At 30.9% G+C, this 19,817-nt stretch carries 18 protein-coding genes and 1 riboswitch; of the genes, 3 read left to right on the forward strand and 15 right to left on the reverse strand.

Translation table 11 applies throughout. From position 1 onward, the window contains the following. Window positions 1-70 precede the first annotated feature (70 nt). Window positions 71-2,170: an LTA synthase family protein gene (locus H2650_RS11745; protein WP_188051005.1), complete on the forward strand. Its 2,100-nt coding sequence runs from the start codon at window positions 71-73 to the stop codon at window positions 2,168-2,170. Window positions 2,171-2,459: 289 nt separating this feature from the next. Here H2650_RS11745 and H2650_RS11750 read toward each other — a convergent pair whose 3' ends face one another. Next, window positions 2,460-3,458: a zinc dependent phospholipase C family protein gene (locus H2650_RS11750; RefSeq protein ID WP_188051006.1), complete on the reverse strand. Its 999-nt coding sequence runs from the start codon at window positions 3,456-3,458 to the stop codon at window positions 2,460-2,462. Window positions 3,459-3,556: 98 nt separating this feature from the next. On the opposite strand from H2650_RS11750, the gene H2650_RS11755 reads away from it, so the two are divergent. Beyond that, on the forward strand, window positions 3,557-4,297 hold the full coding sequence (locus H2650_RS11755; RefSeq protein WP_188051007.1) for a YoaK family protein: 741 nt from the start codon (window positions 3,557-3,559) through the stop codon (window positions 4,295-4,297). Here H2650_RS11755 and H2650_RS11760 read toward each other — a convergent pair. From H2650_RS11760 to H2650_RS11825, 14 genes are all read right to left on the reverse strand, one after another. Next, a complete protein-coding gene (locus tag H2650_RS11760) occupies window positions 4,290-5,207 on the reverse strand; it encodes a putative sulfate exporter family transporter (protein WP_248428917.1) in 918 nt (305 codons plus the stop codon). The two genes, H2650_RS11755 and H2650_RS11760, sit on opposite strands and share 8 nt — an antisense overlap. A gap of 132 nt (window positions 5,208-5,339) precedes the next feature. Further along, window positions 5,340-6,239, reverse strand: coding sequence for a LysR family transcriptional regulator (locus H2650_RS11765; RefSeq protein WP_188051008.1), 900 nt, complete (start codon window positions 6,237-6,239; stop codon window positions 5,340-5,342). Between the two features lie 20 nt (window positions 6,240-6,259). Next, window positions 6,260-8,287: a hypothetical protein gene (locus H2650_RS11770; RefSeq protein WP_188051009.1), complete on the reverse strand. Its 2,028-nt coding sequence runs from the start codon at window positions 8,285-8,287 to the stop codon at window positions 6,260-6,262. Window positions 8,288-8,354: 67 nt separating this feature from the next. Beyond that, window positions 8,355-9,101, reverse strand: coding sequence for a 3-oxoacyl-[acyl-carrier-protein] reductase (gene fabG / locus H2650_RS11775; RefSeq protein WP_188051010.1), 747 nt, complete (start codon window positions 9,099-9,101; stop codon window positions 8,355-8,357). Window positions 9,102-9,286: 185 nt separating this feature from the next. Next, window positions 9,287-10,609 carry a Na+/H+ antiporter NhaC family protein gene (locus H2650_RS11780; protein ID WP_188051011.1) on the reverse strand — a complete coding sequence of 441 codons (1,323 nt, stop codon included), beginning with the start codon at window positions 10,607-10,609 and terminating at the stop codon, window positions 9,287-9,289. A gap of 57 nt (window positions 10,610-10,666) precedes the next feature. After that, window positions 10,667-10,764: riboswitch (SAM-I-IV-variant riboswitch) on the reverse strand. A 118-nt stretch (window positions 10,765-10,882) separates the two neighbouring features. After that, window positions 10,883-11,305, reverse strand: coding sequence for a hypothetical protein (locus H2650_RS11785; protein ID WP_188051012.1), 423 nt, complete (start codon window positions 11,303-11,305; stop codon window positions 10,883-10,885). A 214-nt stretch (window positions 11,306-11,519) separates the two neighbouring features. Then, complete coding sequence (gene sucD, locus H2650_RS11790) at window positions 11,520-12,392, reverse strand: succinate--CoA ligase subunit alpha (protein ID WP_188051013.1); 873 nt, start codon at window positions 12,390-12,392, stop codon at window positions 11,520-11,522. A 96-nt stretch (window positions 12,393-12,488) separates the two neighbouring features. Beyond that, entirely contained in the window at window positions 12,489-12,851 is a 363-nt protein-coding gene (locus H2650_RS11795) for a nuclear transport factor 2 family protein (protein ID WP_188051014.1), read from the reverse strand. Between the two features lies 1 nt (window position 12,852). Beyond that, window positions 12,853-13,782, reverse strand: a complete 930-nt coding sequence (locus H2650_RS11800) for a UDP-3-O-(3-hydroxymyristoyl)glucosamine N-acyltransferase (protein WP_188051015.1) — start codon at window positions 13,780-13,782, stop codon at window positions 12,853-12,855. A 78-nt stretch (window positions 13,783-13,860) separates the two neighbouring features. After that, window positions 13,861-14,427, reverse strand: coding sequence for an elongation factor P (efp, locus tag H2650_RS11805; protein ID WP_188051016.1), 567 nt, complete (start codon window positions 14,425-14,427; stop codon window positions 13,861-13,863). An 84-nt stretch (window positions 14,428-14,511) separates the two neighbouring features. Then, window positions 14,512-15,297 (reverse strand): acyl-ACP--UDP-N-acetylglucosamine O-acyltransferase, encoded by a 786-nt coding sequence (gene lpxA / locus H2650_RS11810; RefSeq protein WP_188051017.1) that lies wholly within the window; start codon window positions 15,295-15,297, stop codon window positions 14,512-14,514. A 76-nt stretch (window positions 15,298-15,373) separates the two neighbouring features. Next, the gene (locus H2650_RS11815) at window positions 15,374-16,762 is read right to left on the reverse strand and encodes a bifunctional UDP-3-O-[3-hydroxymyristoyl] N-acetylglucosamine deacetylase/3-hydroxyacyl-ACP dehydratase (RefSeq protein ID WP_188051080.1); all 1,389 of its coding nucleotides are present in this window, start codon (window positions 16,760-16,762) and stop codon (window positions 15,374-15,376) included. Next, window positions 16,755-17,798, reverse strand: coding sequence for a UDP-3-O-(3-hydroxymyristoyl)glucosamine N-acyltransferase (gene lpxD / locus H2650_RS11820; RefSeq protein ID WP_188051018.1), 1,044 nt, complete (start codon window positions 17,796-17,798; stop codon window positions 16,755-16,757). Before lpxD ends, H2650_RS11815 begins: the two co-directional genes overlap by 8 nt. A 39-nt stretch (window positions 17,799-17,837) precedes the next feature. Further along, the gene (locus tag H2650_RS11825; RefSeq protein WP_188051019.1) at window positions 17,838-19,067 is read right to left on the reverse strand and encodes an HD domain-containing protein; all 1,230 of its coding nucleotides are present in this window, start codon (window positions 19,065-19,067) and stop codon (window positions 17,838-17,840) included. A gap of 250 nt (window positions 19,068-19,317) precedes the next feature. Between H2650_RS11825 and H2650_RS11830 the strand changes: the two genes are divergently transcribed. Further along, the gene (locus H2650_RS11830; RefSeq protein ID WP_188051020.1) at window positions 19,318-19,806 is read left to right on the forward strand and encodes a GbsR/MarR family transcriptional regulator; all 489 of its coding nucleotides are present in this window, start codon (window positions 19,318-19,320) and stop codon (window positions 19,804-19,806) included. Window positions 19,807-19,817 lie beyond the last annotated feature (11 nt).

Raw genomic sequence — 19,817 nt, forward strand, 5'->3', positions numbered from 1 at the left:
TAATAGATAAATTGAGTCCTAAAAAAATATGTTTAAAAATTAGTTATACTTTTGCCCAAAATACAATTATATGAATTTATCTAAAAAAGTTTCTCCGTTTTATTATTTGCTACTCTTTTATGTTGTAGTTAGCTTTATTTCAAGAATAATTCTTTTTTTTCATCCTATAACTCAAACCAGCTTTACGTTTATTGATACGTTTTCAGTTTTTCTATTTGGTTTTTTATCCGATTTTTTCATTTTTGTATTAATTAGTGGCTTTTTGTGGCTCTATCTTATTTTTATATCCAATAGTAAATATTACAAACCGTATGGATATATTATTTTCGGATTATTTATAGCATTATTCCTTTATATTCTTTCTGGAAAATCAGTACTAAATGAGTATGGTGGCGCTTTACCAAAAATTGGGCTAATCTTTGTAGGTTTAAAAACCTTCCTATTTGGATTACTTCTTTTTTTACCAAAATACAGAAATCAAATACGTTTTTGGTTGTTCTCTTTTGTAATTTTCCTTTATGTGGTTTTAATTCTACAAAATGCAATTAGCGAGTATTTCTTTTGGAATGAATTTGGTGTCAAATACAATTTTATAGCGGTAAACTACTTGATTTATACCAACGAAGTTATTGGTAATATTATGGAATCGTATCCTGTAATTCCAATATTTTCAGGATTGTTTATCATTGCAGGTTTAGTTACTTATTTTATTGTAAAAAAATCAAAAGTATATATCGAAAGTATTCCAACTTTTATAGAAAAATTAAAAATATCCGGAATTTATATGGTGCTTTTTGCCTTGTCTTTGTTTGCCATTCCGGCATTAGCGAGTAGAGAAAATGCACAGAATATTTTTGCAAATGAATTACAAGCTAACGGAATTTACAAATTCTATTTGGCTTTCATGAACAGCGAATTGGATTATTTTAAATTTTATAAAACAGTTCCAAATAGTGAAGCTTATGCCGAATTAAAACAACAATTACCAGCAATTTCCGGCGAGACCACTTTAAGAGAAATAAAAGGTGAAGCAGCTGAAAATCGCAAAAATGTAGTGCTAATAACTATTGAAAGTTATAGTGCTGAATTTATGAAAATGTATGGTAATGAACAAAATATAACTCCTTTCTTAGATAGTTTGGCAACAAAAAGTTTAGTTTTTTCTAACCTTTATGCGGTAGGAAATAGAACTGTTCGTGGTCTAGAAGCCGTTACTTTATGTTTTCCTCCAACTGCTGGTGAAAGTGTAGTAAAAAGAAAAGACAATAAAGATAAATTCTCCACTGGAGCAATTTTTAAAGAAAAAGGCTATGATGTGAAATATATGTATGGTGGTGATGCCTTTTTTGACAATATGGAAGACTTTTTTGGAGGAAATGGATACGATATTGTAGATAAAAAAACATTTGCACCTAGCGAGATTACCTTTGCCAATATTTGGGGAGTTTGCGACGAAGACATGTACAACAAAGCCATTAAAATTATGGACAAAGAAGCAAAATCTGGAAAACCCTTTTTTAATCATATCATGACCGTAAGTAATCACAGACCGTTTACGTATCCTAATGGGAAAATTGATATTCCTGGAGATGCAAAATCGCGTGATGGAGGTGTAAAATATACGGATTATGCGATGAAGAAATTCTTTGAAATGGCCAAGAAACAACCATGGTTCAACAATACGGTATTTGTTATTGTTGCGGATCACTGTGCCTCTAGTGCAGGTAAAACAGAACTTCCTGCTGACAAATATAGAATTCCAGCGATGATTTATAGTCCTGGCTTTGTAGAGCCTCAACATTACAATAATATAATGTCACAAATTGATATAATGCCAACGGTTTTAGGATTATTAAATTTTAATTATCAAAGTAAGTTTTACGGACAAGATGTTTTAAAATCAGATTATAAGCCAAGAGCGTTGATTGCTACCTATCAAGATCTGGGATTAATTAAAGATAATGTTCTGACAATTATTTCGCCAAAACAAACAGTCAAACAGTTTCAATTGACTTTAAAACCAAATCAAAAAGTAGCGCCAGAGTTCCAGATTTTCTATGATCAGGTACCAATGAAAACAGAAAGAACAGATTTAGTAAATGAAACCATTTCCTATTATCAAACTGCTTCGGATATTTTAAAAAATAAGAAATATCAAAAAATTAATTAGCATAAAAAACGGGTGAGATAATATTGTCACCCGTTTTGTTTTATATTCAATCTGATATAACTTTATATTATTATTGGTTTGAATTTCTAAAAACATAAACACAAATTGGACAAATTCACACCAATAAATTAGTAGATAAATATATACTTGTACTCAATTAAACGGCACGGAATAATGCTTTCTTTTAGAGTTTTTTAGCAAAAAACAAGATCAGTTCCAGAAAATTTTTAAGCAAAAAAAACGGCTGAGATTTGATTCTCAGCCGTTTTTTTTATGTAATATGCTTATTTTATTCTTTATCGTAGACTAAACCAAAAAGTTTACCTTGTTCGAAAGTTTTTAAATCTTTTTTCAAGAATTTATGATTGCGTTTAGTAAGCTCTTTTGTGTCTAGTTTACTCAAATCTGGTTTTCCAGCATTTACCCAAGCAGTGTACCAAAAACTAGCAGTTACTGTAATTGCTTTTTTCATTTGATTTTCTACCATTCCGTTTAATTCTTGATGAAATCTCCCTGCATATTCATCCGAATACAACATACCTCCGTATTTGTTTTTTACAACTGCTCCATCGGAATCCGTAACATACATTTTATTTTCGGGAGTAGCTGTTCTTAGTTTTTTATCGGCTGCTAAAAGAGGCTCAACCAAACTATGTGTATCGGCCATTAATTCCCAAATTGCAACATCTACGTTTTCAAGATATTTTCCTTGTGGAACATTTAATTTATAATCTTTTACAAATAATTCTGGTAAACGACTTTCCCACAAAGAGTGTATTCCTTTTTGATTTGTATTTTGTCCGTCATGATTGTCAGAAGTGTGCAAAGGCATGTGTGCATCTGCAATATAATGACCCAAATCAGCAGCAATAAACAAAATTTCGTTCTTTCTTTTATCTTTGAAAGCCTTAGTTAATTTGGTCATCATATCTTGAATATGCCAAGGTAATATACCATTTTTGTCTAAAAATTTATCATCATATTTCTTCTTAGCTTCTTCCATGGTCTTTGGAAAAGTAGCAACATCACCAAAATTTTCCATATCAAAATAATGACGAGAAGGTTCCATTTTATCATTTAAAACATTTCTTCTCAAATCTGGAACAGTAGATTCTTGAGTGATATAATCGATATGATTATAGAAAAAAGTCTGCAATGGAGCAGGAAGCGCTAAAACTGCGGCTCTATTAATTCGTTCGTGACCGATAACTCCCCATGAAATTACTAAAAAAGCAACTACAAGAGTAGATAAAGTGATAAGCGTAGGCTTAATTTTAAAATTTTTCATTAAATTTAGTTTTTAGAATTACAAATGTATTTCTTTAAATTGTTATTTTATAAAATTGCCATTTAAGATTCTGTTAATACTAAAGGAAAACCACAAATATGTTTCGACATCAAGGAAAAAACAGAACTTTTATTCATAATCTTCGTTTAGCCGTATTATTATCCTTTGTCGCTGGTCTTGTAAATATTACCGGGGTTTTATCAATACACACTTTAACTACCAATGTTACTGGTCATTTTGCCTACTTTGCAGAAGAAATAATGAAGCAGGATTATAATGCTGCATTTACATTTTTGGTACTCACTTTATTTTTTTTATTTGGAGCCTTTACTTCTAACTTTTTATCTGAATTAATCGCTAAGAAAAATTCTCATTTGTCACATGTAATTCCAATTTCTCTCGAAATGATCATTTTATTAAGTATCGCATTTTTTGGATCGCAATCTCAATTATCAAATAATGAAGGAAAATGGATAGCCTTTTTGATGCTATTTGCTATGGGAATTCAAAATGCTATGGTTACAAAAATTTCGCAATCTACCGTTAGAACTACTCACCTTACAGGACTTTTTACTGATCTTGGAATAGAATTATCTCAATTATTTTTTTATAAAAAGCCAGAAGAAAATAAAAAACTAAAAACAAGTATTTTTCTTAGATTATCTATAATTATTTGTTTTTTTATTGGATGCGTTTCTGGTGGTTTTTTATATAATGTATTGCAATTAAAAACACTTCTCATAGCTGTTGTATTCCTTTTGATAGCTCTTTTATATGATTATATCAGAATGCAGTTTCATGTTATTAAACGTAAAACATTGCGACATAAAATTAACTGAAATACATAATTGAAACTAAAGCAGCAGTTGCAATAAAAATCCACAACAAAACACCCTGAATTAATGGTTTTACACCAACCGATTTTAGAACACTAAAGTTAAGACCTGCTCCAATTAAAAACAAAGTTATTGTTAATCCAATTTTAGCAATATTTACTAAATAAGGTGCTACAAGAGCTGTTTGCGGTACATAAGTATTCAATAGCATTGCAACAATAAACAGTCCAATAAAATACGGGATTTTTATTTTACTCGATTTATTTTTGAATAAAACCGATGTTAATAAAGCAACAGGAATAATCCATAATGCTCTAGCTAATTTTACCGTAGTTGCAATTTGCAAGGCTTCTGCTCCGTATTTATTTGCCGCTCCTACAACTGAACTAGTGTCGTGAATGGCTATGGCACACCACAAACCAAACTCTTGTTGGCTAAGATCTAACCAATGTCCAATTGCTGGAAATAAAAACAAAGCAATTGAATTCAGTATAAAAATTACTCCTAATGCAACGGAAGTTTGTTTCTCATCCGACTTAATTACGGGAGCAATCGCAGCAATGGCACTTCCACCACAAATAGCAGTTCCACAAGAAATTAGGTGAGAGGTTTTCTTTTCGATATTCAACCATTTTCCGATAAAGAAACCTAAAATTAAAGTACAAAATATTGATGCAACTGTAAAAATAAATCCTTCTTTACCAGCCGATAAAGCACTATTAACATTCATTCCGAAACCAAGTCCTACAACTGAAACTTGCAATAAAATACTGGTCGCTTTATGATTTAATTCTAAAAAAGGATGTCCTGAAAGATTGGCTACAACTAATCCCATCAATAGAGCAACGGGTGGAGAAATAAAACCGGAAAGACATAAAAGAGTTAATAGTCCGAAAATTATTTTTTGAAAAATTGGGCTAACTTTTAGAAAAGCAGTAGTATCTTTTTTAGGTATTATATTATGATTTTTCACAATGAAGTTTTTTAATTATTACGCTACAAAGGTCAGAAGTTTAAACAACATTCAATAATCACAAATAACAATCTAGTATAACTCCAGGTTATAGTAACTGGAAATTATTTTTATAAATAAATCAGAAAGAGAATCATTTTTTCCTTGAAGAGTAATGATATAAAAATAGCGTTCTATACTTAGATTTTTTACATCTAAAATGGTCAGTTCGTTATTTTTTAACTCTTTTTCAATAGCGTGAATGGATAAAAAAGCAACACAATCAGAGTTCAATAAATAGGACTTTATACTTTCAGTACTTCCCAATTGCATTTCAACATTCAAATCAGAAAATTTAAGTTGTATGGTTTTCAAAGCATATTCAATAACTTCAAGTGTTCCAGAACCTTGCTCCCGAATTAGAAAATTCATTTTCTTAAGATCTTCTTGAATCAATTCGTCTTTTTTTATAAGAGAATGAGAACTTTTGCAAACTAAGACTAATTCGTCTTTTAAAAACTGCGTATATTTTATAGACTTATTTTTAGATTGTCCTTCAACAATGCCTATTTCAATTTCTTTTTTTAATAAAGCGCTTTCTATTTGTTCCGTATTTCCATTGCGTAAATTGACTTTAATATTTTCCATTTTTTGATGGAAACGGGCTAAAAGTGGCGGTATAATATATTGTGAAATTGTAGTACTTGCTCCTATTCGCAATAATCCATTACGTTCATTAATAAGCGAACTCATATCAAAATCTATTTCTCGATAAATTTCAAAAATATTCTTGGTGTGGTTTAGCAATACTTCGCCAGCACTTGTTAATGAAATTTTAGAACCATTTCTTTCAAAAAGTTTAATTTTATATTGTTCTTCTAATTCCTGTATGTGTTTAGAAACTGCAGGTTGAGTTATAAATAATTCGGTTGCCGCTTTTGTAAAACTCAAACGACTCGCAACGATATAAAAAACTTTTAGTCTAAAATCCATAATCTACTACTTTAGTTTTATCAAAGTAAACCATTATATTTACGAGTAAACCATTCTGTGATCAATAGAATCAATATGAAAATTAACAGCCAAACCCAGTCAATCAATTGCGTTTTTGTACTATTATTTTTTTGGATGGCTTTATATTCTTTATTCTCTAAAAGCACTTTTATTAAAGTATCTACTTGATCTGGATAGTATTCATTTGCTTGGGTTTGTAGCGCTAGTTGCGACATTTTTTCAATATCGGGATTTACAAATTGCTTTTCGATATCAAAATCAAGAATTTCAAAATTACTAGAATAAGTACTATTAGAATTCAATTCTTTTACATTAAAACTATAGTTACCCGCTTTAAGACCGTCAAGATTCACTTTGTAATAATTATTACTTTTTAGTAAATCAAAGCTTTTGGTTTGTTTGGTTTTTGTATTAGTAACCGCAATGGTCAATCGAGCTTTTTCGTCAAACTCATAATTTTTATTAAAATACTGAGCTGTAATTTCAATAGCTTCGCCAAAATTATAAAATCGCTCATGTTCAACAACTAATGATTTTTTGCCCGTACTTGTTGCTAAAAACTGTATTATTTTATCAATAAAAACATCATATTTTTCGAATGATTGATTGTTGATGTGGGATTGCAAACGCCATTTCCAGCTGTTTTCGCCAAGAAGATAAGCGCTTCTCTTGCTCTGGTTTTCAGCAAAAGCTAATAAAGGACTATTCGTATCAATAGTTCTAATTTTAGACGAAAGAAGAACAGATAATGATCCGTTTACGGTAACGGATCCAAAAGCATTTTGCAAAGGAGGTAAATTTTCAAATCCAATATTATCAATTGCAAATAAATTAAACTGTGGGTTAAAGACCGATAAATAATCCTCTTTTTGGCCACTCATTTTAAAGTTTAGATTGTTTTGTTGCTGATTCAGAAAATTAAAATCCGTACTATTTCCAGTAATAATAAAGGTATTTATTCCAGCTACTTTGTTATTCTCAAATAAGGCTTTAAATTCTGTATTGGGTTGGTATAAAATTAAAACATTATAATCTTGTAATGATTTAATATCGTTAGGTTTAAGTATTGTTACTTTACGTTGTGCATTAGTTTCGATTGCTCTTTTTAATGCTCCTAAATCTGGATGACTAATTGCTGAAACAATTGCGATATTCGTTTTTTGGTCAATAACTTCAACCGCAAAATTTTTGGTGTTATTATACGTATTTTTTTCTTTTTCTAAAGATGTAATAGTAGCTTTAAAAACTTGAATTCCTATTTTGTCAGCCGGTAAAAGAACACTAACAGTAGCCGTTTTTTTATAAGTTGTAAATGAAATTCGCTGCTTACTGAGTATTAAGTTTCCTTGTGAAATTACAAAATCAGCAGTAATGTTTTTTGTTCCTGAATAACTTAAAAATGCTTCAACAGGAAATTTATTTTTATGAAAGGCATATTTATTAACATTTAATTGATTGATTTTAATATCTAAAAATGTCGTTGTATCACCTACAATTATTGGGTACACTTTATTTTCAGTACCAAAACTATACACATAATCATTACCTGAAGTTTGATTTCCATCACTGATTAAAATCGTCGGATAATTGGTGTTTTTATAAATGCTTTTAAGGTTTTTGGCAACAACATCAATGTTTGTCTGCGTTCCTTTAAAAGTAAATTTATCTGATGGCTCAAAATCTTCTGAAAACTGATAGGATTGAACCTCAAATTTTTCTTGAATATCCTTATTCGAAATGATTTTTTTATATAATTGTTCAACTTCTTTATTCACATTCAAAAATGAAATGGAACTAGAATTATCAATCACGACAGGTAAAGGTGTTTTTACAATATCTAATCTATTTTTGGTTATTATTGGATTAATAAGCAATAAAAAAATAGAAAAAATGGTTAAAAAACGTAAAAAAGCCAAAAACAAATTGACTTTAGATTTGTTTTTGGCTTTGTAGATATATTGAAAATAGGATAAACCGCTAGCTATTAATAAAGAAACCAGTAATAATAGTATTGCAGTTGTTGTCATATTTTATAGTATATAGAAATTCGTTTTCAGTTTTGATTACAAAAAACTAAAAATGAATCACTTTTTATTAAGTAAGCATTCCTCCACAAACGTTCATAACTTGACCCGTTACGTAACCGCTCATGTCTGAAGCGAAGAACAGACAAGCATTAGCTACATCTTCAGTTGTTCCGCCACGTTTTAACGGAATTCCATCTCTCCAACCTTTTACTACATCTTCGTTTAATTTTGCAGTCATTTCAGTTTCAATAAAACCTGGTGCAATTACATTACAACGAATGTTGCGCGATCCTAATTCTAACGCTACCGATTTAGAAAAACCAATAACTCCCGCTTTAGAAGCAGCATAATTTGTTTGTCCGGCATTTCCTTTTACTCCAACTACAGAACTCATATTAATGATAGATCCCGCACGTTTTTTAAGAAAAGTTTTCTGAATTGCTTTTGTCATGTTGAAAACTGATTTCAAGTTTACATCCATTACTTGGTCAAAATCTTGTTCAGACATACGCATTAACAAATTATCTTTGGTAATTCCGGCGTTGTTAATCAAAATATCTACTGTTCCAAACTCAGCATTAACCGCATCAACAAGCGTTTGCGCTTCATTAAAATCAGCTGCGTTAGATTGATACCCTTTCGCTTTAATTCCAAGTGCATTCAATTCATTTTCTAATGCCATAGCTGATTCTACAGATGAACTGTAAGTAAAAGCAATATTTGCTCCGTGTTTTGCAAAAACTTCTGCAATTCCTTTACCTATTCCACGACTTGCGCCTGTAATTATAGCTACTTTTCCTTCTAGTAATTTCATATTCAAAACTTATTTTAATTTTTATTTTAAGCTATTCCTGCTATCCGCTACAATCTTTTATTTTTTTAAACAAAAAATAAAAGGATTTCCACTTCTATCAGGGCTATCTTATATCTGTCAAATATAGAATATTTACTTTTTTAAAAAAAATACAAAACCATATACATTAATAAAAATACTAGCTTTTAAATTTTAATAATTCGATTCACCCATTTATCCCAAAAATTAGCATAAATAGCTATTAATGTAAAAACAAATAAGAACAAGTGATACCAAGCATTACTAATCAAATCTAAAAAGTTCAGCTTTCCATCTGCAAAGCTTAATATCAAAAGTACTTGAGCTCCATAAGGTAATATTCCTTGAATAACACAAGAAAAAATATCAAGTATGGTCGCGGTTTTCTTTGCACTCAAATTGTATTCATCATTAATTTCTTTTGCAATACTTCCTGTAATCACAATAGAAACGGTGTTATTAGCGATTGCTAAATTGGTTAATCCAACTAAAACACCAATTCCTGTCTGCGCCGATTTCTTACTCTTTATTCGCTTTTTAACTTGATATAAAACGTAATCAATTCCGCCCGCTTTATCAACCATCGCAGCTAAACCACCTGAAAGCATAGAAAGTAAGAATATTTCTGTCATACTGGTAAAACCTTCATATATTTTTTGGGTAAAAACCATAAGCGTAAAATTACCACCAAAATAACCTATAATTCCCGCTAACAATGTTCCTATAATTAAGGTAGAAAATACATTAATTCCAGAAACTGCTAATACAATAACGAGTATATAGGGTATGATAGCAATCCAATTAAAATCAGTTTTAGGGATGGCAACAGAAACAATTTCTGAGTTTAAACCCAAATAGAAAAATACTGCAATTGTAATTATAGCAGCTGGAAAAGCAATAAATAAATTAATTTTAAACTTGTCTTTGAGTTTACAACCTAAAGATTGTGTTGCCGCAATAGTAGTATCCGAAATCATAGAGAGATTGTCTCCTAACATAGAACCACCCAATAATGCACCCGAAATCAAAGGTAATGAAGCACCACTTTTATCCGCTAAACTCACTGCTATAGGACCAATTGCAACAATTGCCCCAACAGACGTACCAGTTGCAGTAGATAAAAATGCGGCAATCAAAAAAATACCTAAAGGAAAATAAGCAACATCAATATTGTTTATTCCCAAATTTACAACAGCATCTACTCCACCAGTAGCTTTACTCACTACAGCAAAAGCACCAGCAAGTAAATAAATAAGACACATCGTCATTATTTTACTTTCACCACAACCAGCAATTAGCGTATTCACTTTATCTTCTGTAGAAGATTTAAAAAGTAGGAAAGCCGCAATTATTCCAATTAAAACAGCAATTGGAGACGGGAAAGCATAAAAATCATCTAGCCAAATACCAACTCCTAAAAAAGTAGCAATAAAAATAAATAAAGGAATTAATGCGAATGGATTACCATTATTTTCACCTTGTTTAGTCATAATCATTTTTTAAATTAAAGGGCTATGACGAAAAACAAAAAAGCAAAACAGGAATAAAAAAACAACATTTTTTCCAAAGGATTTGGCTTATCGTTTTAGCACCTTGCTCGTTGTTGCAGGTTGCTATCTCTATTAAGAGATTCGTGATAACGGGAGCAAAAATAGTACTTATTTTTTTATATAAACAAATAAAAAATACTATTTATGAATTTAAAACAAAAAAAAAGACCTTACCGAAGTAAAGTCTTTCAATTGTATTAGTATAGAAATAACTTAAAAAGCTACATTCCATTTTGGCAATTTTCCATTTTCATCTAAGAAATTTTGTAAAACTTGTGCTTCTACAAATGTTGGAATTACTTTAGAATTATCATTAAAAGTCTCATACCAAACTACTTCAAGTGTGCTAATATCTTCTTTTTTCATTTGTGCTGGCCAAGAATATTTTCTTCCTGTTTTAGCGAATTGGTGTCCTTCGACTATTTTGTCATTCAAACCACCATTTTTAATTTTCAAAGTTCCGTCATTTTGAACAGTTCCAGTAGAACCAACCATAATTAACTCTTTTACTTCACCAACTGCATAAACCAAAAACACACCAGATCCTTCAGATGCATTGCAAACTTCTGCTAAACTATCTTCTGCTGTAAATGAAAACTGATTGGTAACTTTGAATTTTTCTAACTCCTTGTACATATATTATATTTTTATTTGAAATGGTCTTCCTAGATAAAACTCACAAAAATCGGAAAAGTTATCTAAACCATTCGTTTACATTTTTTATTTATCAAAAATAAATCTATTAAACACTATTTTTAATAAAGTGCAAAGGTATTCTTTAATTCCATTCAATAATAAAAAAGCCCCACAAAATGTGAGGCTTTTAATTTTTTTTTATAAATATAAAAGATTATCCTAAAACTTCTTTTACTTTTTTACCAATTTCAGCTGGAGAATCTACTACGTGAATACCACATTCTCTCATAATTTGTTTTTTAGCTTCAGCCGTATCATCAGATCCACCAACAATTGCACCTGCATGTCCCATTGTACGTCCTGCTGGAGCAGTTACTCCTGCGATGAAACCTACAACTGGTTTACGGTTTCCGTCAGCTTTAATCCAATGAGCAGCATCCGCTTCTAATTGTCCACCGATTTCACCGATCATTACGATACATTCTGTTTCTGGGTCATTCATCAATAATTCTACTGCTTCTTTTGTTGTAGTTCCAATGATTGGATCTCCACCAATTCCGATAGCAGTTGTGATTCCTAAACCTTGTTTTACTACTTGGTCAGCCGCTTCGTAAGTTAAAGTTCCTGATTTAGAAACAATACCAATAGTTCCTTTTTTGAAAACAAAACCTGGCATAATACCAACTTTAGCTTCACCTGGAGTAATAATTCCTGGACAGTTTGGACCTATTAATCTTGCATTTCTTTCTTTAACGTAACTGTTTGCTTTTATCATGTCAGCAACAGGAATTCCTTCTGTAATTGCAATAATTACTTTAATACCTGCATCTGCAGCTTCCATAATCGCATCAGCTGCAAAAGCTGGTGGAACGAAAATGATAGTTGTGTCAGCTCCTGCTTGTTCAACAGCATCTTTTACAGTATTAAAAACAGGTCTGTCTAAATGAGATGTTCCTCCTTTTCCTGGAGTTACACCACCAACAACATTAGTTCCGTACTCAATCATTTGAGAAGCATGGAAAGTCCCTTCACTTCCTGTAAAACCTTGAACAATTATTTTGGAATCTTTATTAACTAAAACACTCATGATATATTATTTTATGTAGTTTTTAAAATGGTTATGCAAAAGTATAAAATTGTAAGCACTAAACGGGTATCCCATATTCAGTTTTTTACCACTAAATTAGGATAATTGGCTCATTTGATACCCTCGATATAATTTATTGTCTTTAATTTGCCAAATCACAATAAAATGTGCCAGTAACATTTCTTCTCTAGGGTTCTCAATTGTTTTTACAAAATGAGAATAACGCACTGAAACCAAATCATTTTCGGCAATAATCTGATTGATGCGAACCTTAGATCGAACGTAAGCTTTACTTAAATCGTTAGATAAATTTAATAATGCTTCATAATTTAGCTCAATAAAACCTTTGCTACTGTTCCACTCGACTATAATATCGGGATGTAAAAAATCTTTTATAACTTCACTATCAATTAAAGCATCCGATTTGTAAAATTTCTCAACAATTTCTTTTGAAGACATATTACTTTATTTTTTTTAAAATTTCTGGAATTTTTTTAATATTAGCCAACTGTTTCAATTTCTCTCTTGACTCTTCTATTGGAGTACCAAAATAAGATTTTCCACCTTCAACTGATTTAGTTACTCCAGTTTGTCCCATGATAACAGCCTTTGCTCCTATCGTAATTCCGCTAGTGGTTCCTACTTGTCCCCAAATTGTCACTTCATCTTCAATAATAACACAGCCTGCAATTCCGGTTTGAGAAGCTATTAAACATTTTTTTCCTATCACAGTATCATGTCCTACATGCACTTGATTGTCAATTTTTGTTCCTTCACCAATAGTTGTATCTCCTGTTACTCCTTTATCAATGGTGCAAAGAGCTCCAATACCTACATTATCTTGAATTACAACTCTTCCTCCAGAAAGCAACTGATCAAATCCTTCGGCTCTTTTTTTATAATAAAAAGCATCTGCACCTAAAACTGTTCCTGCATGAATGATTACATTATCACCAATTACAGTATGGTCATAAATAGAAACATTAGAATGGATTAAACAGTTTTTACCAATAACTACATGATTACCTACAAACGTATTTGGCTGAATAATAGTTCCTTCTCCTACAGTTGCAGAAGTAGCTATTGAGACATTTGAAAACTGAAAAGGCTTGAAATAATTTGTCAATTTATTAAAATCTCTGAACGGATCTTCTGAAATTAATAACGCTTTCCCTTCAGGGCAGTCAACATTTTTATTAATTAAAATAATTGTAGCAGCCGAATTTAAAGCCTTATCATAATATTTTGGATGATCTACAAATACTATATCACCGCTGCCAACTACATGAATTTCGTTCATTCCAGTTACAGGGAAATTGGTATCACCAACATATTCACAACCGATAATAGTAGCTATTTCTTCTAAAGAGTAAACTTTTGGAAATTTCATAATTTTTATTAGAAAATTAAAAAAAAAATAGAAAATGTGAAATTTATCTAATTTTCACATTTTCTATTATCAAATTACTTACTCTTTTACGCGTTCCATGTAAGAACCAGAAGTAGTGTCTATTTTAATTTTATCCCCTTCATTGATAAACAAAGGAACATTTACTAGCGCTCCTGTTTCAACAGTTGCTGATTTAGTAGCGTTTGTTGCTGTATTTCCTTTAATTCCAGGCTCAGCATACGTAACTTCAAGTATAACAGAAGCTGGCATATCTACTGAAAGCGGTAAATCAGTTTCCGTATTAATGCTAATCATTACATTTTCTCCTTCTTTTAATAAACCTGGAGAATCTAAAATATTTTTATTTAATGTAATTTGCTCAAAAGTTTCAGTATTCATGAAATGAAATTCATCACCTTCTGGATATAAAAACTGAAATTTATGATTTTCAACTCGTACTTCATCAATTTTATGTCCAGCAGAAAAAGTATTATCTAATACTCTTCCGTTAGTTAAACTTCTTAGTTTTGTTCTAACAAAAGCAGGTCCTTTACCTGGTTTTACATGAAGAAATTCAACTATTTTATAGATGTCATTATTGAATTTAATGCACAATCCGTTTTTAATATCTGATGTAGATGCCATTTATATTTTACTTTTAGCTATTAGCGATTTATATTTTATTTATTTTTCCGACTATTACCAAATTGCTAATAGTCAAGAGTTTTTTTAGTAATTTCCAGAATACCCTTTCATCACGCCTCGAGATGAATTTCTAATGAAATCAATAATTTCATCTCTTTCTGGTGTTGCTTCCATCTCCGCTTCGATAATTCCTAAAGCTTGAGTGGTATTGTAATTTTTTTGATATAAAATCCTGTATATACCTTGAATTTCTCTAATTTTCTCAGAAGAAAAACCACGTCTTCTTAATCCTACTGAATTAATACCTACGTAAGACAAAGGTTCTTTTGCGGCTTTAGTGTAAGGTGGCACATCTTTTCTTAAAAGTGATCCTCCAGAAATCATGGCATGATCACCTATGCTAATAAACTGATGCACTGCAGATAATCCACCAATAATAGCGTGATTCCCTACGGTTACATGTCCTCCTAAAAGTACTCCGTTTACAATTATAACATTGTGACCAATATGACAGTCATGAGCAATATGAGCTGTTGCCATTATAAGACAATTATCACCTATTGTAGTTTGACCCGATGCAATTGTTCCTCTATTGATGGTTACACATTCTCTAATAGTGCAATTATCACCAATAATTGCTAAGGAATCCTCGCCTCCAAATTTTAAATCCTGAGGAACTGCTGAAATAACCGCACCTGGGAATATATTGCAATTTTTTCCAATTCTCGCTCCTTCCATTATAGTAACATTTGATCCGATCCAAGTTCCATCTCCAATAACTACATTATTATGAATGGTTGTAAACGGCTCAATAACTACATTTTTGGCTATTTTTGCGCCTGGATGAACATAGGCTAGTGGTTGATTCATCAGCTATTTTTTAATTTTTTACTAGGTTAAAGCTACCTTTCATTTTTAATAAAATTAAAAGTAATTTTCTCCAAATCTATTGTTTTTTAGCAATTTGTGCCATTAATTCTGCTTCAGCAACTAATTTACCATTGGCATAAGCATTTGCTTGCATGTGGCAAATTCCTCTTCGAATCGGTGTTATCAAATCGCACTTAAATATCAAAGTATCACCAGGTAATACTTTTTGTTTGAATTTAACATTATCAATTTTCATGAAATATGTTAAATAATTTTCAGGATCTGGAACCGTACTTAAAACTAGAATTCCTCCTGTTTGAGCCATAGCTTCAACAATTAAAACACCTGGCATCACTGGAGCCTCTGGAAAATGACCAACAAAGAAATTTTCATTCATCGTAACATTTTTCATACCTACAACATGACTTTCAGACATTTCTATAATTCTATCAATTAATAAAAATGGAGGTCTGTGAGGAAGAACAGCCATAATTTTATGAATGTCCATCAATGGTTCTAAATTTAAATCATAAACAGGAACATAATTTCTTTGTTCGATTTTTATGATTTTAGCCATTTTTTTAGCAAACTGTGTGTTTACAAAATGTCCTGGCTTATTGGCAATAACTTTACCTTGAATTTTTGTACCAATTAGAGCTAAATCTCCAACTACATCTAGTAATTTATGTCTTGCTGCCTCATTTGGATAGTGCAAAGTAAGGTTGTCTAAAATTCCATTAGGCTTAACTGTCAATTCCTCTTTTCCAAAAGCAACTTTCAAGTTTTCCATAGTTGAAGCAGAAATATCCTTGTCAACATAAACAATGGCATTATTTAAATCCCCACCTTTAATAAGCCCTTTTTCTAATAAAGATTCTAATTCATGTAGAAAACTAAAGGTTCTTGATTGAGAAATTTCTGTTTTGAAATCTGCAATGCTTTTCATGTTTGCATTTTGAGTACCTAAAATTTTAGTCCCAAAATCTACCATAGCTGTTACGCAATAATGATCACTTGGCATAACCAAAATCTCACTTCCAGATTCTTCATCTGTAAAAGAAATAACTTCTTTTACTACGTATACATTTCTTTTTGAATTTTGCTCTTCTACTCCAGCAGTTTCTATAGCTTCTACAAAATATTTTGAAGAACCATCCATAATAGGAAGTTCTGAAGCATTCAATTCGATAATAACATTGTCTAAATCGCAACCAACTAAAGCTGCCAAAACATGTTCTGGAGTTTGAATTTTCACTCCACGTTTTTCTAAATTTGTCCCTCTTTCAGTGTTTACAACATAATTTGCATCTGCCTCAATAATAGGATGTCCTTCCAGATCTACTCGAACAAAAGTAAAACCATTATTCACGGGAGCAGGTTTAAAAGTCATTTTTACTTCTTTACCGGTATGCAGTCCAACTCCTGTTAATGAGATTTCTGTTTTGATGGTCTTCTGTTTAACCATTGTTTCCATTTTTTTGGTTTAATATTTGTTTCTTTAATTCTTTTATTTCTGCAACAATTTTAGGTAAGTTCTTAAAATGAACATACGATTTACTAAAATCATTGTATCCAAATGCAGGGCTTCCTTGCAAAATTTCGTTGTCTTTTATGTTTCTTCCAACACCAGATTGGGCCTGAATTCTAACATTATCACCAATGTGTAAATGTCCTGAAATTCCAACTTGCCCACCAATCATTCCGTTCTTTCCAATTTTAGTAGAACCTGCAACACCAGTTTGTGCAGCAATTACAGTATTCTCCCCTATTTCTACATTATGAGCAATTTGAATTTGATTATCCAATTTTACTCCTTTTCTAATGATAGTAGATCCCATTGTCGCTCTGTCAATCGTCGTACAAGAACCAATATCTACATTATCTTCTATTATTACATTTCCTATTTGAGGAATCGTGGTATAAGTTCCATCAGGATTTGGTGCAAAACCAAAACCATCCGAACCTATAATAGCTCCGGAATGAATTGTACAATTGTTACCTATATTAGTTTCAGAATAAATTTTTGCGCCAGCAAATAATTTTACATTATCGCCTATAACAACATTATCGCCTATAAAACAATTGGGATATATTTTTACGTTGGTACCTATAATAACATTTTCTCCTACATAACTAAAACTGCCCAAATATAGGTTTTCTCCATGTATTACACTCGAAGAAAGAAAGGAATGTTGTTCTATACCGTTTTTATTTTGCTTTACTTCATTATAAAATTCTAATAATTTAGAAAAAGCAGCATACGCATCTGGTACTTTTATCAATGTTGTATCTAAATTTGCCTCTGGAACAAAGCTATCATTAACAATTGTTACTGAGGCTTTTGTAGAGTATATATAATGAAGATATTTAGGATTTGACAAAAAAGTCAGTGATCCCTCTGCTCCATCTTCGATTTTTGACAATCTAAAAACTTCGGCCATTGGATTCCCAATAACTTCTCCTTCTAAAATCCCTGCTATTTGTTCTGCTGTAAATTTCATTGCGACAAAAATATAAAAAATAGATTTTAAATGGTGTTTTTATAACAGTTGTTTTGGAAAACAGATGTAATATTTGGTCACCGATTTAGATAATGATTTTAAATTCAGCTGATCGGAAGATTCAATTACATCCTCAACAGTATTATCTTTTTTCAAAATACGTATCGGATCTGCTTCTTTACTGTAAGCTTGATTTTTTATTTTTCCTTTAAAGATAAAATAATTAGCATCTGCGACAGAAATATTATTCTGTAACGCAAAACGCTCTTTCAATGGCTGTAAATCTTCAATTGCTACTTTTTCACTTGTTAATTTAATTTTTAATAAATCTCTATTAACAATCATTTTACTCAAGGTGGCTAAAATAAAATCATCATTTTTTTGCCAAGATTTTAAAGCTCCAATAATATCAAAATCGTCTAATTGAGCAAATAAATCTAATTTTTCAGCATCAAAAGTTTCTATTGTAACTTTATTTTGCATAAAAAATAATAGAGGTTCGCTGCAGGGTAATGGAACTCCTTTTAATGTTAATTCTTTGGCTCGCTTTAGTATTCTCATCAAAATTAATTCGGCCACTAAACTCGTTTTATGCAAATACGCTTGCCAATACATTAAACGTCGTGACATTAAAAACTTCTCTACCGAATAGATTCCCTTTTCTTCGATAACTAAATAGTCATCAACAACATTCATCATCTGAATTAATCGTTCTGAATTCACATTTCCTTCCGCAACACCCGAATAATAGCTATCGCGTTTCAAATAATCCATTCGATCCATGTCGAGTTGACTCGAAATCAACTGAAGCATAAATTTACGATCATACTCTCCTTTAAATACTTGAATAGCCAAATCTAGCTTACCATTAAACTCAACGTTTAATTGGTTCATAAATAACAATGATATTTCTTCATGATGTACCTCTTCTACAATACTTTTTTCCATAGCATGAGAAAAAGGTCCGTGACCAATGTCGTGCAGTAAAATAGCAATGTATAAAGCGTTTTCCTCTTCATTTGAAATAACAACTCCTTTAAATCGAAGTACATCAACCGATTTTTGCATCAAATGCATACAGCCTAAAGCGTGATGAAAACGAGTATGATTAGCTCCTGGATAGACTAAGTATGACAATCCCATTTGTGATATACGACGCAAACGCTGAAAATAAGGATGCTGAATTAAATCGTAAATTAAAGCATTGGGAATGGTAATAAAACCATAAATAGGATCATTAAATATTTTAAGCTTATTGATTTGACTCACTATAAGTTATTTTTTAGGTCAACAAATATACGGAAATTTAGATCTTAAATAAGAAATCCAAATGAACCCTATTTTGAGTTTAAAATTACAAATGTATTTTAAACCATACTCACTTGATTAGAGCAGTTTTATAATTTTTAATTTCAACTCAATCTATAGAACAAAAATAAAATGTTAAAAAATTAACACAAATTTAAGTTCGTTTAGTTCGCAAATATACGAACTAACTCTACTTTTGCAAAAAAAAATTATGGAAACAATACAAAAAGAACGTGAAGAACTGATCGAAATGTTCGGAAATCATTTTGAATTATTATATAATTTACCACCTCTAGGTTCTAGAATTCTAGGATTATTAATAATTGATGGATGTAAAACAGGTTTAACATTTGAGGAAATAGTGGCAAAAATGAAAGCTAGTAAAAGTTCTGTTTCTACAAATTTGAATTTGCTATCAAAAATGGGAAAAATTACCTACTACACAGTTTCAGGTGATCGAAAAAAATATTTTAAGCCTTCACCCTTCAGTGAAAGATTAGCAAATTACATCAAATTAGTAGATTTTGAAAAGACCATTTTAGATCGACTCATTCATTATCGTGAGCAAACCATTTCGTGTTCAGAAGAACAATACAATATGGAAGACATCAAAGCTTACAAAACACACGTTTGTGAGGTAGAAGAACTTTTGATAAAAACCATTGAAAAATTTAAAATAATAGAAAAGAATAATCACTAAATATAAATCCC

The organism is Flavobacterium sp. GP15 (genome assembly GCF_014281985.1).
Taxonomy (GTDB): domain Bacteria; phylum Bacteroidota; class Bacteroidia; order Flavobacteriales; family Flavobacteriaceae; genus Flavobacterium; species Flavobacterium pygoscelis.

Excerpts from the sequence above, each read along its gene's own strand:
- lpxD (WP_188051018.1), bottom strand. The coding sequence starts at position 17,798 with ATGAAATTTACAGCAGAACAAATAGCAGGGATTTTAGAAGGAGAAGTT.
- lpxA (WP_188051017.1), bottom strand. The coding sequence starts at position 15,297 with ATGAATCAACCACTAGCCTATGTTCATCCAGGCGCAAAAATAGCCAAA.
- H2650_RS11800 (WP_188051015.1), bottom strand. The coding sequence starts at position 13,782 with ATGAAATTTCCAAAAGTTTACTCTTTAGAAGAAATAGCTACTATTATC.
- efp (WP_188051016.1), bottom strand. The coding sequence starts at position 14,427 with ATGGCATCTACATCAGATATTAAAAACGGATTGTGCATTAAATTCAAT.
- H2650_RS11815 (WP_188051080.1), bottom strand. The coding sequence starts at position 16,762 with ATGGTTAAACAGAAGACCATCAAAACAGAAATCTCATTAACAGGAGTT.
- H2650_RS11755 (WP_188051007.1), top strand. The coding sequence starts at position 3,557 with ATGTTTCGACATCAAGGAAAAAACAGAACTTTTATTCATAATCTTCGT.
- H2650_RS11770 (WP_188051009.1), bottom strand. The coding sequence starts at position 8,287 with ATGACAACAACTGCAATACTATTATTACTGGTTTCTTTATTAATAGCT.
- H2650_RS11780 (WP_188051011.1), bottom strand. The coding sequence starts at position 10,609 with ATGACTAAACAAGGTGAAAATAATGGTAATCCATTCGCATTAATTCCT.
- sucD (WP_188051013.1), bottom strand. The coding sequence starts at position 12,392 with ATGAGTGTTTTAGTTAATAAAGATTCCAAAATAATTGTTCAAGGTTTT.
- fabG (WP_188051010.1), bottom strand. The coding sequence starts at position 9,101 with ATGAAATTACTAGAAGGAAAAGTAGCTATAATTACAGGCGCAAGTCGT.
- H2650_RS11785 (WP_188051012.1), bottom strand. The coding sequence starts at position 11,305 with ATGTACAAGGAGTTAGAAAAATTCAAAGTTACCAATCAGTTTTCATTT.
- H2650_RS11750 (WP_188051006.1), bottom strand. The coding sequence starts at position 3,458 with ATGAAAAATTTTAAAATTAAGCCTACGCTTATCACTTTATCTACTCTT.
- H2650_RS11765 (WP_188051008.1), bottom strand. The coding sequence starts at position 6,239 with ATGGATTTTAGACTAAAAGTTTTTTATATCGTTGCGAGTCGTTTGAGT.
- H2650_RS11830 (WP_188051020.1), top strand. The coding sequence starts at position 19,318 with ATGGAAACAATACAAAAAGAACGTGAAGAACTGATCGAAATGTTCGGA.
- H2650_RS11745 (WP_188051005.1), top strand. The coding sequence starts at position 71 with ATGAATTTATCTAAAAAAGTTTCTCCGTTTTATTATTTGCTACTCTTT.
- H2650_RS11795 (WP_188051014.1), bottom strand. The coding sequence starts at position 12,851 with ATGTCTTCAAAAGAAATTGTTGAGAAATTTTACAAATCGGATGCTTTA.